16 protein-coding genes and 1 pseudogene are annotated in these 12,817 nt (G+C 62.1%); 7 read left to right on the plus strand and 10 right to left on the minus strand.

What is annotated here, in order from left to right; translation table 11 throughout:
• The 5 genes from AC1DY5_RS21560 to AC1DY5_RS21580 form a co-directional block, all read left to right on the plus strand.
• On the plus strand, nucleotides 1-483 hold a 483-nt coding region (locus tag AC1DY5_RS21560; protein WP_478114601.1), incomplete at its 5' end, for a hypothetical protein.
• Nucleotides 484-497: 14 nt separating this feature from the next.
• Nucleotides 498-908 (plus strand): RidA family protein, encoded by a 411-nt coding sequence (locus AC1DY5_RS21565; RefSeq protein ID WP_478114603.1) that lies wholly within the window; start codon nucleotides 498-500, stop codon nucleotides 906-908.
• A gap of 2 nt (nucleotides 909-910) precedes the next feature.
• Nucleotides 911-1,480 (plus strand): flavin reductase family protein, encoded by a 570-nt coding sequence (locus AC1DY5_RS21570; protein ID WP_478114605.1) that lies wholly within the window; start codon nucleotides 911-913, stop codon nucleotides 1,478-1,480.
• A complete protein-coding gene (locus AC1DY5_RS21575) occupies nucleotides 1,477-1,989 on the plus strand; it encodes a flavin reductase family protein (RefSeq protein WP_478114607.1) in 513 nt (170 codons plus the stop codon). The genes AC1DY5_RS21570 and AC1DY5_RS21575 overlap by 4 nt, the downstream gene beginning before the upstream one ends.
• Before the next feature lie 8 nt (nucleotides 1,990-1,997).
• Nucleotides 1,998-2,510 carry a hypothetical protein gene (locus AC1DY5_RS21580; protein ID WP_478114609.1) on the plus strand — a complete coding sequence of 171 codons (513 nt, stop codon included), beginning with the start codon at nucleotides 1,998-2,000 and terminating at the stop codon, nucleotides 2,508-2,510.
• Nucleotides 2,511-2,878: 368 nt separating this feature from the next.
• On the opposite strand, the gene AC1DY5_RS21585 is transcribed toward AC1DY5_RS21580, so the two are convergent.
• The gene (locus AC1DY5_RS21585) at nucleotides 2,879-3,010 is read right to left on the minus strand and encodes a hypothetical protein (RefSeq protein WP_478114611.1); all 132 of its coding nucleotides are present in this window, start codon (nucleotides 3,008-3,010) and stop codon (nucleotides 2,879-2,881) included.
• A complete protein-coding gene (locus AC1DY5_RS21590) occupies nucleotides 3,007-3,984 on the minus strand; it encodes a patatin-like phospholipase family protein (RefSeq protein ID WP_478114613.1) in 978 nt (325 codons plus the stop codon). Before AC1DY5_RS21590 ends, AC1DY5_RS21585 begins: the two co-directional genes overlap by 4 nt.
• A 155-nt stretch (nucleotides 3,985-4,139) precedes the next feature.
• Here AC1DY5_RS21590 and AC1DY5_RS21595 point away from each other — a divergent pair, with 155 nt between their 5' ends.
• Nucleotides 4,140-4,727: a TetR/AcrR family transcriptional regulator gene (locus AC1DY5_RS21595; RefSeq protein ID WP_478114615.1), complete on the plus strand. Its 588-nt coding sequence runs from the start codon at nucleotides 4,140-4,142 to the stop codon at nucleotides 4,725-4,727.
• A 671-nt stretch (nucleotides 4,728-5,398) separates the two neighbouring features.
• Here the strand turns inward: AC1DY5_RS21595 and AC1DY5_RS21600 are convergent.
• On the minus strand, nucleotides 5,399-5,881 hold the full coding sequence (locus tag AC1DY5_RS21600) for a MarR family winged helix-turn-helix transcriptional regulator (RefSeq protein ID WP_478114617.1): 483 nt from the start codon (nucleotides 5,879-5,881) through the stop codon (nucleotides 5,399-5,401).
• Between the two features lie 100 nt (nucleotides 5,882-5,981).
• Entirely contained in the window at nucleotides 5,982-6,689 is a 708-nt protein-coding gene (locus AC1DY5_RS21605) for an alpha/beta hydrolase (protein ID WP_478114618.1), read from the minus strand.
• 155 nt (nucleotides 6,690-6,844) lie between these two features.
• Between AC1DY5_RS21605 and AC1DY5_RS21610 the strand changes: the two genes are divergently transcribed.
• Nucleotides 6,845-7,540 carry a LysR substrate-binding domain-containing protein gene (locus AC1DY5_RS21610; RefSeq protein WP_478114619.1) on the plus strand — a complete coding sequence of 232 codons (696 nt, stop codon included), beginning with the start codon at nucleotides 6,845-6,847 and terminating at the stop codon, nucleotides 7,538-7,540.
• 840 nt (nucleotides 7,541-8,380) lie between these two features.
• On the opposite strand, the pseudogene AC1DY5_RS21615 reads toward AC1DY5_RS21610, so the two are convergent.
• From AC1DY5_RS21615 to AC1DY5_RS21640, 6 genes and pseudogenes are all read right to left on the minus strand, one after another.
• A pseudogene (locus AC1DY5_RS21615) lies at nucleotides 8,381-8,488 on the minus strand (thiamine pyrophosphate-binding protein); the annotation flags it as partial.
• 416 nt (nucleotides 8,489-8,904) lie between these two features.
• Nucleotides 8,905-9,156 carry a hypothetical protein gene (locus tag AC1DY5_RS21620; protein WP_478114621.1) on the minus strand — a complete coding sequence of 84 codons (252 nt, stop codon included), beginning with the start codon at nucleotides 9,154-9,156 and terminating at the stop codon, nucleotides 8,905-8,907.
• Between the two features lie 1,283 nt (nucleotides 9,157-10,439).
• Complete coding sequence (locus tag AC1DY5_RS21625) at nucleotides 10,440-10,877, minus strand: zinc ribbon domain-containing protein (protein ID WP_478114623.1); 438 nt, start codon at nucleotides 10,875-10,877, stop codon at nucleotides 10,440-10,442.
• Entirely contained in the window at nucleotides 10,846-11,118 is a 273-nt protein-coding gene (locus AC1DY5_RS21630) for a helix-turn-helix domain-containing protein (protein ID WP_478114625.1), read from the minus strand. The genes AC1DY5_RS21625 and AC1DY5_RS21630 overlap by 32 nt, the downstream gene beginning before the upstream one ends.
• 104 nt (nucleotides 11,119-11,222) lie before the next feature.
• Nucleotides 11,223-11,987, minus strand: coding sequence for a type IV pili methyl-accepting chemotaxis transducer N-terminal domain-containing protein (locus AC1DY5_RS21635; RefSeq protein WP_478114626.1), 765 nt, complete (start codon nucleotides 11,985-11,987; stop codon nucleotides 11,223-11,225).
• A 488-nt stretch (nucleotides 11,988-12,475) separates the two neighbouring features.
• Nucleotides 12,476-12,817: carbonic anhydrase (locus AC1DY5_RS21640; RefSeq protein WP_478114628.1), on the minus strand; the 342-nt coding region annotated here is incomplete at its 5' end.

Consider the following 12,817-nt stretch of genomic DNA (forward strand, 5'->3'; position numbering starts at 1 on the left):
GCCTTCATGGCGGCACAGGACAATGAGAAGTTCTTCGCGCGTGCCGTCAGGGCCAAGGAGATCGCGGTCGAGAGCGGAAACCCCAGTCTCAAGACCTTCGGCCTGTTCAGCTTGATCATCGGTGACACCGACCAGCAAGCGCAGGAAAAGGTCAACCTCTACAACGCGGGCGTTGACCGCGTCGCCGTGGCGCGCATGCTGGAGGAATACAACGACGACAAAGAAGTATCGAGCAATGAAGGCTCGAAAGTCTTCACCGATCAGGCCAAGGCGGTTTCGGCCTTGATGGCCAACACTATGGCGGGCTCCGCCGACACGTTGGCGGAAAGAATCGCACGGACCGTGCGCGAGTCCAGGCTGGATGGTGTCATGGTCATCTTGGCCGACTACGACAGGGACCTTCGCGCCTTCGTCCACCAGGTATTGCCACGCATGGCGGAACTCGGTGTTCAGTCCAACGCGGCCGCGCTTGCTTGCGCTTGAGAGGGAGCTTCATGATGAACCAAGACATCGTCCCGCTGCCCAAGAAGTGGCCAAGCGAGAACTGGCGGTCGACATGGGTGCCCGGCGTCAGAGTCGGCAACATCATCTACGTGTCGGGGATCACGGCCACAGACGAAAGCGGCCAGCCCGTCGGCATCGACGACATCAGGACGCAGACCGAGCGCTGCTTTGCAAAGCTACAGGACGTGCTGGGCCGCGCCGGAGCCAAACTGGACCGTGTCGTCAAGCTGACAACTTACCTGACTGCAAGCGTCGACGCCGCTGCCGTGGCCGCCTACTTCGAGGTTCGGCAGTCGTACTTTGGCCAGCATGGCATGGCTAGTACGGGCATCACCGTCAGCTCGCTGCGGCGGCCGGAGTATCTGATCGAGATCGATGCGATTGCGCATCTGACGGACTCGTGACCATGTTGGAGCACCAAGATCAAAGCTCCAGCATCGGCGCTGGGACATTCTGGCGACTCATGGGCATGCGCCCGGTCGGCGCCGCGGTGGTGACCGCAAGCCACGACGGCCTGCCTGCTGGCTTTCTGGCCCTGTCCGCAACGCATGTTTCCCCATCGCCACCGACCATGCTCGTGTGCGTGGGGCGAAACACGTCGGCACTGACGACGATCAAGGCAGCCGGTTGCTTTGCAATTAACTACCTGCCCGCAGGTGCGAATGAGATTGCCGAGGTGTTCGGTGGGCGTCGTCATTTGTTAGGCGCCGACAGGTTCACCATCGGGCAGTGGGCGCCGATGGATGGATGGGGTTCGCCCTCACCCGTTCTCGCAAATGCCGTGCTGGCCCTCGACTGCCGCGTCGGCAAGATATTCGAGTGCGGAGACACCGAGATTATCGCGGCACAGATCGAACACTACGCACTCGATCAGAACGCCACGCCCCTCGTTGCCTACCGCGGCAGCTATCACGGAATGGCAAGTCCCCAAGGCGTCGAACTGAACGGATCCAAGACCGGAGGACAAGCATCATGAACGAGATCAAGCAAGCGATTGAGCCAAACCACTTTCGTTCCATCATGCGCGGCCTGGCGAGCGGCGTGACCGTGATTACGACCTCGCGGGATGGCCACATCCACGGCATGACGGCTACGGCCTTCTCATCGGTCTCGGTCGATCCACCCACCGTGCTGGTGGTGCTCAACAAGTCGACCCGGACCCATCCCCTGGTGCGCGCAGCCCGACGCTTTGCCGTCAATCTGCTGGCAGAGCACCAAGTCGAACTGAGCAATCGGTTCTCGGGAAAGCAGGAAGCCCCGTTTGATGGCGTGGCGCATGAACTCAGCGAGAACGGGGTGCCGCTTCTGTCTGGCGTGCTGGCGACGCTTGAGTGCGAAACGATTCAGGAGATGGACGTCGGCACCCACACCATCTTCATTGGTTGCGTGATTGGTGGCGCACGGTCCGACGATGCGCCGCTGGTCTATCACGACGGACGCTATAAGCTCGTGAGAGTCAGGTCGGCAAACGTTGCTGGTGGTTGACGCGGCGATTGGGTTCGCGTGTACAGCCGCAGGCCCGGAAGGTCGAGGTCGCACAGCGCGGCCGGCACCAGCCGGGGCATGCGTCAGGTCTGGGCCAGCAGGGTGCGGGCGAAGCCGCCCTTGGCGCCGGTCAGCGTGTAGCGCACTTCGCCGCCTCCCTCGACGCCGATGCGATCGTCGTCGCGCCGAAGTCGCGCACCGCGCCCGTGTTCAACAACATCTGGTCSKTGAGCAGCAGCAAGCAGGGRGGYTCGTACAACAMCTTCCTGCTCCAGCCCTTCATCAACTAYAACTTCCCGGGKGGCTTCTATCTCACSACCGCCCCGATCRTCACSGCCGACTGGAAGGCCGASAGCAGCCAGCGMTGGACCGTGCCGCTGGGCGGCGGCATCGGCAAGATCTTCCACCTGGGCAAGCTGCCGGTGAACACGCAACTCTCGGCCTACTACAACGTCGTGAAGCCGGACAATGGCGCCAACTGGCAGATCCGGGTCCAGGCGCAGTTCATGTTCCCCAAATGATCAAGCGGATTGCTTCCGCTGATTCTGGGGCGCGCGGAAGGGCGGTGACGGTGAGGCGTAGTCTCGAGTTCAGTTTCATTCCGGTGAAACGTTGGGGCCTCGCGATCTAAGGCCGGGAACGAACACCGATGCTGCCGGCTTGAGCACGCAGTTGGGCTTTGCAACCAACCCACAAGGTCGTCTGGACGCGACCCCGGCCAAGGTCTTCGCGATCTTTGCTAACGAAGGCTCGTGGCCCAAGTGGTACAGGCCGAATACACCACGTTTCAGCGGCTGCTTTCGGGCGTCGAATCAAGTGAGCTAGAAGTCGGCATTGGGCCCAAAGCTGACAGCCCGCCAATCTGCGAACGATGCCCGGTTCGCAGTGCTCATACCTTTTGGTGCCGATGGCGAAAGCTTCCGACGACGCGGCTGTCATGGGGCGCCCGGATCTCGATGCGCTCGCGGCCGAGCGGGTCGGTCCATCTGCCGCCGATGTAGTGATGCTGAAGGGCGCTCATGGTGAAACGAAGCTCCCGAGAGCAGTTGAGGTGATGCTTCTCGTTGCCTTCGTCTCGTCGGAGGCGTCGAGCCGGTCGCGCAGCAAGGGGATCGCGGCGCGGGCTGCCGCGTAGCCGGACCTTTCGGCCCTGAGATAGGCATCGGACGTGGTGCCGGCCGACGCATCGACCGGCGGCGCAATGCGGATGTCCGCTTGAGCCATTTCCGCGCGCGAGAGCAGGCAGCTCTGCGCCTGGCTGGCCTGAGCCACGGTGAGCAGCAGGTTGGTGCCCGCGTATCGCGGCCCTTCGCAATAGATGTCCACCGCGATCACGATGTCGGCGCCCATCGCCCGCGCGAAGCGGACCGGCACCAGGCTGGAGATTCCGCCGTCGACCAGCGTTTCCTGTCCGTAGCGCACCGGAACCATAATGCCCGGGACCGCGGCCGATGCGCGGACGGCAGAGGCGACGTCGCCGCTGTCGATCAAAAGGGCCTCGCCTGCCGGCAAGCGGGTGGCGACGGCCGCGAAGCGAATCGGCATCGCCTCGATGGTCTCCACGCGGACCACGTCGCGGGTCCAGCGCACAAGCGCATCGCCGCGGATGAACCCACGGCGGTCGAAGGTCCAATCGACCAGACGCGACACGTCAAGGTCCCGCGCGGCTCGGTCGATCTCGCCGGCCGACAGTCCGCTGGCATACGCGGCACCCACGACCGCGCCGGCCGAGGTGCCTACTACGATGTCGGGCCGGATGCCCGCTTCCTCGAGTGCGCGCAGCACGCCGACATGGGCGTAGCCGCGGATGCCACCGCCGCCGAGTGCTAGCGCAATCACTGGCCGCTCTGTCTTCGTCGGCCCTGCGACTGGAACGACCTCCTGCAGCGTGCGGACGCGGCCTTCTTCCAGCATCGCAGTCGGTGCCGTGCGGCAAGCCGCCACCAGCGCCGCAGCGCAGAGGGCCGCGGCCAGCGCAACCAGCCGCGCGATCATGTTCCACTCTCCGCGTGGGGGCGCAAAAATCTTGGGGGTATTCATCTGGACGTGCATTAAATGAGTGTGTACTCAATCATATTGCAGTCGATGCCTGGGACGCAAGCTATGGCCCTCATATAATTGAGTAATCACTCATTAAAGGAACCGAGCCCATGGCCCGAGTCAAGAGCGACGAGAAGCGCATTGCCATCCTGGAGGCAGCAGCATCCGAGTTCGCCGCGCGTGGCGTCTGGACGACGCCGACCTCAGCCATTTCTCGCGCGGCGGGCGTGGCCGAGGGCACGCTATTCACCTATTTCGCGAGCAAGGAGGTGCTGGTCAACGAGCTCTATCGCGCGCTCAAGCTCGAACTGGCCCAGTGGATGTTCGCGGAGTACCCCACGGATGCCGAGCCCGAAGAGCGTTTCAGGCATCTCTGGAATGCCTACGTATCGTGGGGCGTGAAGAACCGGGAGAAGTGCAAGGTCATGGCGCAACTGCGCGTATCGGACCAAGTCACCGAAGAAAGCCGGGTGTTCGGCCTCGCGCCTTTTGTCGAACTCGAGAAGCTGGCCAACCTGTGCATCAAGGACCGCATCATCCGCAAATACCCGTTTCCTTTCATTGGCGCGATGTTCGGCAGTCTCGCGGAGGCCACGATGGACTTCGTGCCCGAGGGTAGGGCAAAGGGGAGCCGCGGTGGGACTAACTACATAGAAGCAGGCTTCCAAACCTTTTGGCAAGGCATTCGGCAGGAATAGATGGAGCTGCATTCGGCTCGAAGAATCCAGCGGCGACTGCCGTGATTGCGGGCTACCTGGCCGTGGACATCAGGACGACCTTGCTCGATGAGCCTTCCATTGAGTGGTACTTGTCGGCAATAGTCGTCGAGTTGGCCGCGGCGAACGCGCTGCGGGTAATCTTCTTGAAGGCTCTGCCTCAGCTGCTCGAGTCGGTGATCGCGCGAAAGTTGTCCGCCCGAGTATGTGGGAGACTGCATCGACGGCCCGCATCGCCGCATGGCGCTGTGTGCGGGCAGGAGGACCGCGGCCGAAGGCCACGTCAGTGCCTCGCTGGTTGACCACGAATGGGAGGACAACCCTCCAGCCGTCGTCCTTCACAAAAGCTTCCAAGCGTCCCAACCATGGAATCTGCGATTCCGTCTAGGTCGGCCCCATCAACGTAGGCGACCGCTTGTTTGGGCATCAAGGTTCGTCGATCTGGTCTTGGTTGACTGACCCAACTCGGGGGCGGCCGGGAGGTCTTGCCGACTGAAAACTGGATGGTCGCGACCAACCTCCGCCCATCGCCGAACGCGCTGCTTCAGTGACGCAGTCCGGCTCTTCATTCTGGGCCTCGCAAGTTGAGGATCGGAGCGAACAGCGTCACCGTGTGGCGCCCGAGGCTTTGCTTGGTTGGCCCGAGCAAGCTGCTAGCGCTTGGAGTCTTCTGCGCGAAGGGTTCTTGTCAGCACTGCCAACTTCTCGCGCAACTCTCCGCCCTCTGATTGGCTCAAGCTGCAAGCGCTCACGAACTGGCTGCTGGCCTGCTCTGCCTTCTCCTGCAACTGCCGCCCTGCCGCTGTCAGCTCGACGACGAGATTGCGTTCGTCCTTTGGATCACGCCGGCGTGTCAAGAACGATGCATCCTCCAAGCGTTTGACCAGGGGCGTCACTGAACCCGAATCGAGACCCAGTCGCTCGGAGAGGTGCTTGAGGGCGACGCCGTCCTGCTCCCAGAGGACGAGCATGACCAGATACTGGGGATAGGTGATGCCAAGTTCGGCAAGCAGGGGTTTGTAGCTCTGCAGCATCGCCAGCGAACTCGCATAGATGGCAAAGCACAGCTTCTGGTCCAAGGTCGGGAACTTGCCCTGTCTTGCATCCTGAGCCTTCTTCTTTGATCGTTCAGCCATGCCTGCCTCTGCGTTCTGGACCTTGGAGATTATCAAATGCCGCGTGCCGAGGCGCCCGTCCGCAACCGGCGGACGGGCACCCCGGAGCCTGGCGCGGCACTCAGCCGGGCTGTTTCGTCGCGATCTCGCGGGCTGCCTTCTCGATGATCTCGGCGACGGCCTTCGGACGGGACACGTACACCGCATGGCTGCCCGGCACCTCGGTCACGCTGGATCCGGCGCGTTGCGACATTTGCCGCTGAGCGGGAGGCGGGATCATTTTGTCGTCCTTGGCCACGAGATACCAGCTCGGCTTGGACTTCCAGGATGCTTCCGTGATCGTGCCGGTCAATGCCTGCACCCCCCAGGGAACTTGCGAAGCCGCCATGAAGCGGGCTTGCTTCTTGCCAACGTCGGCCGCGAAGGACGCAGCGAACTTGGCTTGGTCGAGGAGCAGAAAACCGTCTTGGGGCGGCAGGATGGGAGGCACGGGCGCGCCGGGAGGCGGATTCTTGATCAGCGAATCAACCGATTCGCCCTTGTCCGGGGCAAACGCGGCGACATAKACCAGGCCCTTTACCTTGGGGTCGTTACCGGCTTCGGTGATGACTACGCCACCATATGAGTGGCCGACCAGCAGAACCGGGCCCTTTTGCGCAGCRATTGCGCGCTTGGTGACAGCGACATCGTCGGCCAGCGACGTGGTCGGGTTTTGGACGACGGTGACGTTGTAGCCGTCGTTCTTCAGGACGTCGTAGACGCCTTGCCAGCCGGAACCGTCGACGAAACCGCCGTGGACCAGAACGATGCTCAATGCGATGGCATTCATGATGAGTTCTCCTAGATAGAAGAAGTTGAAGAGGTTGCGTGGTCTCGCCACGGGTATTAATGTAGCGCGCTAATCGTTAGCACGCTAGTCATTAAACGTAACCCATCGTTTCGTCCGTGCCCTTGTGCCGGCGACCCCTCAGCGTCTATCCCTCGATGAACTGCAGCAATCGCCGATTGAATGTTGCTGCTCGTGGCGCCATCGGTGCGAAAGGCCGCACAGCCTGCAAGAAAGACATTCGCCATCGGCTTCCAAACCGGCCACGAGATGAACTGGCTGCCGCAGGCCATGCAGTGCTGCGCGACGAGCTGAAGAGCATCGAGGTCACGATCACGAGCGACCATTCGCCGGACCTTGCCGAGGTGCTCGTCCGCGGCCGGCTCGACATGGCCTTCCTACGCGCCGAGCCGACCTTCGACCTCAGCTACGAGGTGGTGGACCATGAGCCACTGATCGTCCTGATGCCGAGCGACCATCGCCTCCCCAGCCGCGAAGCAATTCACCCGCGGGAATTTGTCGGCGAGATCTTCATCGACGGTTCGAACAAAGCCACCGTGCTGCGCGCCGTGACCGAGGCCTATCTGCGCCGCTCCGGGCTCGACATCAAACTGGATCATGGGGTGGACAACATGGCGATGGCCATGTCCCTGGTTGCGTCCACCCGCGGGTTGGCGCTGATGCCCGCCAATGCGAAGAATCTGCTGCCGTCGTCCGTGGTCAGCCGTCCGCTGGAGGGTGAAGCGCCAACGATCGATCTGGCTGTGGGTTACAGCAAGGCAAACACCTCGTCGATTCTCAAGCTGTTCCTATCGCGCCTCGACGAACTGGTGGGGTCGAACCAGAAGCACTGACGTCGCGCCGACAACCCCACTCGCGCGGGCGACCGCTTTCTGACCACGAATCCAGCGATGCGACCGGTTTGGGGTCGAAACCGCCAATTCGGTTCGCGCCGTTCAGCTTCCTGGACCGACTTGGGAATCACGCTCCTGGCCAGGAGCCGAGTGGCGTCGACGACCGTTTTTTTCCCCCCCCAGCACGGCATCGAGTGGGTCGCCGACGGCGAATTTCCGTGTGTTGCTTGCCTTGGCCGCAGCGATCAGTTTCTCCGAGAGTCTTTTACATGCCACCGGCCGTTACGGCGACAGCCATCGGCGCGAACGCATCGGCTTCGAGAAGGAGCCCTGTTCGATCACCTGCTCGAACACGGCCATGCGGTACAGCTCCTTGAGCATTCAAGCCTTTCCGAGCGAATTTCGATTGTTCGATTCTGCCGCACTCTAATTCCGTTTGGCACCGTCTAGTCTTGTCTCGCCGGAATCTCTATTGTTCAGGCATCGGACAGACAACTACTCGCTGCAGGATGAAAAAGACCGGCGGCGACAACCAGGAAGCAAGGAAGTGAGTGGACCTCTCGCCGGCATCCGCATCGTGGACATGACGACCATGTTGTCAGGGCCATGGGCGTATCCGACCGGTGCGAACAGCGCAACACATCCAGCAAAGGAATCCACAATGGTCCTCGACAAGCTGCGGTACGCCGCTGAAAGCCACTTGGCTGTCGGTCGCGGCGGCCGCATCCTCCTTCACATGCTCGCGATGCTGGGTGATCGATGCGTCCGATTCCACCTAGCAGGCATACGCAGAGAATTGCCTTCCTATCGCACGGCCTTGTCCCTTCCTTCAATCTGAGGGCGCCGATACTCCGCCACAAAGTGCATCTCGCGCGTACCAGGATTTGTAAAGCACGTATCAACACCAGAAGGGACGAGCGTCGTCAGAAGCGCTTCAGCACCGTTGATCGTCGGCTTCCTTAAAGTAGCGATCGTTCATTCCAGCTTCAAACCCGGCTTCGCAACAAGACCTTTCCAGCCGTTCGCCTCGGACTACAGCAAGGTGGTGAACTCGTCGAGCGTGCCCCGGGGCCGCCGGCATCCCGCGTTCATCGAGTGTCTTCGCGAGTTCCGGCTCCGCGAGCACAGCTGCGATCATCGGCTCCCTTCTCGGCGAGCTCGGCTAGTCTCACATAGCATCTAATGCCATGGTGGCGTTGGTCATCGTGAATTCCTTCAAGGACAAAGGTTGGTGGGTCGCACGCAGTGTCCGCCGGACCTCCACACTTGCTCCGCTACGAACGGCAGCTATTTCGATCATCGACTGTCGTCTATGCCCTGAGCGGTCCTTTGAGTCGACAAGGGAGACGTCTGCCCGGCGTCAACTACTTTGAGCGGCCCGTTGCCTCACGAAGGAATGTTACCGCCGTCTGGTTGTCGCTGGCATCTTGGTTTTCTATCTCACGTAGTCGAAGGCTGTGGGCATGTGGGCGAAGGGCGCGGCGCTGGGCAACGCCTGGCGCGCAGCGCCCAGTAGTCGAAGAGGTTTCGTTCATGAATGCACTGTCGTTGTCGGTATCGACGCCAAGCATCGCGAAGGGCAGATCCTTGCGCGCCTTGGTGATCGCCTCGACCACGAGCGACTGATCGCGTACCGGCCGACGCACTCGGTCCAGCCGCTGGCGAAGTCACCCCCGTCTTCATCCCGCCGCAGTGCTCGACCATGTCGGCTTCGAAGAAACCCGGAGGTGGATTGCGCCAGTCGGAGAACGTGCGAACCGGCACCTGTCGACGGATGAGGCCTGCGCCCTCCGTCGGCACTCGCTCGGGCCTGGCTCAACGCGCGGTCGATGGTCTCGGCACTGACCTGCAGCAGCGGTCTTGAACCAGTGGATCCACCTTCAGACGACCATGCCGCTGCATGGCATCGATGAGGATCGGAATCAATGCCTTGAGCCGCTTGCCGCAGGCCCGGTCGCCTGCCTCCCATAGCACGTTGCGTGCCCCGTCGTGGGCACAAACGATGCAATTCCAGAATTTTTTCCATTTGCTCCGCCTGAGCGTAGAGGCCCGGGGATGCACGCTGGGGACTGAAAAGTTCGAACTCCGTCGCGGTCTTTTGGCAAAGGCTTTAAGTCATTTCTGCGCGTGTAACTGCCTCCTTTTTTGGCAAACGTAGAAGAAAGTAAGTCTTGTAAGGTTCGATTGGATGTAGGAGGATTCCTACCCATCTAATCATTGGTTGCTTTGGTTTTGGAGAATGAAATCCCCACTCTGTTCACCCCCCCAGGAACACCAGCGCGCGCAAAGGTGGCCGTGGTGACTGCTTCCCCTCCATCCACGGGCTATGAGCTGCTCTTCCGCCCTCTCATTGCCGCCCGTCGCGCCTACGTCTTTCCGTGCGACGCGGTCGGTCATGTCGACATGGACTCACTCTCCGAGCGAGCGCGCGACAACTACCTGTATGCGCGAGCGGTCATGGGAATGGAAGTCGAATGGCCTGACGTCCGGCCAACGACGTCGCACTGAAGCGGTTGGCRCCCGCGCGCAACGATCGACGTCCGCCTGGATAGCCGATGGCCGCCGCCGGGATCGAAACTCAAATCAGGATTCCAATGGCCGCGGTCAGGCATTTCGCGGCAGCGCGTTGCATGGCGACGGCGCATCACTGATGTGCCAGCTTTCAGAGGCATTGTCGGCGACGCATTGAGGTACGCGCGCGCCACATCGAGCCCCGCAGGGTCGACGTCCGCTGGTGGCCACTTGCCGTCCGTTGCTCATTGAGCGCCTTCAAGGGCCGCGATGTATGGCAGGACTTGCGGATGGGCCTGAACCCACTGCTCGCCCAAAAACGTCTGGGGTTGGCGCCATCGGGCGACCCAACTTCCGTTTTCGGCTTGAAGCCGAAGCGGCCCATGCCTCACGATTGAACCCCGCCCTGAAGGACGAGGATTTCTGCTGAGGCGCGCTGCGCGTTACGCACGGCCTGCCTCTTCGGTGGGTTCCTGCTTCGCAGGGGCTGCGTCCTTCGTCTTTGCGGACGCCGCGCGTCTGACCACCCCTCCACAGGCATCGGCTTCGTTCGAGAAGCCCAAGCCGCGTGCCCCGCGGCCAGAATGTTCTTTGCGGCGTTGACGTTTGCATGCTCTGTGTGGCCACAGGCCACGCAGGCGAAGAGCGCGTGCGTCTTCCTGTTTTCTGCCGCCTCATGTCCGCAGACGCGGCACGTGCAGCTGGTGTAGGCCGGGTTCACCGCCAGCACCTGGCCACCCACACCCGCCTTCTGGCGCACCTTTTGCCAGGGCGCTGCGCGCTGCCGCGCGCCTTCACGTTGGCGAAGAAGGCTCGAACGCAGCATCCAGGCGCTTCAACACCTGCTGCTGTGGGTGCACAGGCCCCTCGCGCAGCCACKAYGTCTCTGGCGCGTTGCGCCAGGCCGTGAGCCAAGCGCACATGCTCGCGTAGCCTGCGTACTTCTCGCCGCGCTCGCGACGAGCCTGCTGCTCGGCCAGCGCCCGGTTCCAGAGCCATCGCATCATGCCCACGTAGCGCCGCAGAAGCTGGAAACGGCAGGCTCGGAGGGACGAATCGACGGACATCTACGAACAGTATCGGCAAGCACCATCGCGACGCGCAAGGTCGCGAGGCGAAATACCTGCTTTCCTTCCCCGCCCTGAAGGGCGGGGCTTGACGCAAATTCTGGTCAGGTAGTCAACCGGCTGTACATGCTGGTCACTTTGTCCATGACAACCAGAATGGTTTCGCTGGACGCGAACACGTTCGCGCTGCGCTCCGGTGATGCGGTCTCAGCACCCCGTTGCGCAAGCGCAGTCGCATAGAACACCCATTGATTCCGCGCGAGCTCGATCTCCTGCTTGATGGCCGTCGTCGCCTCCGGAGCATTGGCGAGCACGTCGAGCGCGGACACAAACTCGGCCCGCGCCTTGTCCAACTCGGCCTGGGCGTTGGGGAGAGGGACCTTCCAAGCCATTGCAAGATAGAACTTCGCCACCCGCTGCGACAGCATGCGTTGGCGCCCAGCGATGTTGACGAGCCGGCCCAGTGGCTTGCCGGACACCTGCTCGAGCTGGGATGTGCCTTTGTTTGCCAACGCCAGCACCTTGCCATCGAGATCGATCAGCGCCGTGGCGTTTTCGCGCGCCGGCGCCTGGCCGACAAGCATGGCCTTGTAGTCGCTCCAGAGCGACTCAAGCTCACTGTACGTCGCCTTGACGTCGGGCGTCGGGGCGAATGCTTTGAGTTCCACGAGTTGGCGGTCGAAGAGGGCCATCGAGGCGGCCAAGATCTCGTCTGCGCGGTGGGTGACCACGCCCTGGCCGGCCGCCAAGTAGGCCTTGGCGACGCGCTGCGACAACATGCGCTGACGCCCCGCCTTGTTGATCGCATCGTTCAGATCGACTACCTGCGCAAAGTTGTTGCTCACGGTCAGCAGCGTGAGGCTGCCCATCCACCCGATCACGGTTCGCCGGTTCATTGTTCTCCTCTCTAGACGTATCAAATTGGCGCATGTACGGTTGAGCCACGGTGCACCTTAGTCATGTCGCGTTCAGTCGCTTCTGCAGCGGGTCACTGATGAAAAGCAATAGCACAAGATCACGCGCGCACTCCTCGCAGGCGCGTTAGCACCAGTGCGCAAACCGGACGGACCGCGCAAGGCGTCAGTTTGGTGCGCCTTGAAGCGACGCTTGCCGGTACCCAGACCTCAGCAAGCCGAATGAACGTTTTCATGAGAGGAGGACATGCATTTTTCGGGCCATCGACCGGTTGAATCCGCAGCCGACAGTTCCAGTTCGCATTCCAAGTTCGAAGGTCGGCTTCCGCTTGCGGTCTTTCGTAGCAGGAATTTCCGGCAGGCTCGGGTTCCCAGGACGCCGACGGGGCCTCCTACGGGAGCTCAGCAGGGCGGTGGCGCATGAAGCGCTAGGTAACCTGCAGTCAGTCCAGGAAGCGGACCCGGCCCGACTCGAGGTCATAGACCGCGCCGATCAGCTTCATTTCGCCTTCTGCCAGACGCGCCCGGGCCTCCGGCGTGTCGAGCAGGGTCCGAACCGTATGGCGCACGTTGGCCTCGACCGCCGCGTGGAGCAAGGCCTCGTGCGGCTGCGACGCATCGAGACCGTCGAGGGACGGCACGATGCTCTCGAGCAGGACCTCGATCCGGCTCCGTTGCGTGGCACCATGAAACGTCGAGGCGATCGCAGCATCCACGGCCCCGCATCCCTCGTGGCCCATGACGACGAAGAGCGGCGTGTGCAGATGCATTCCCGCATATTGCAG

This window comes from Variovorax sp. P4_D9, assembly GCF_056401695.1.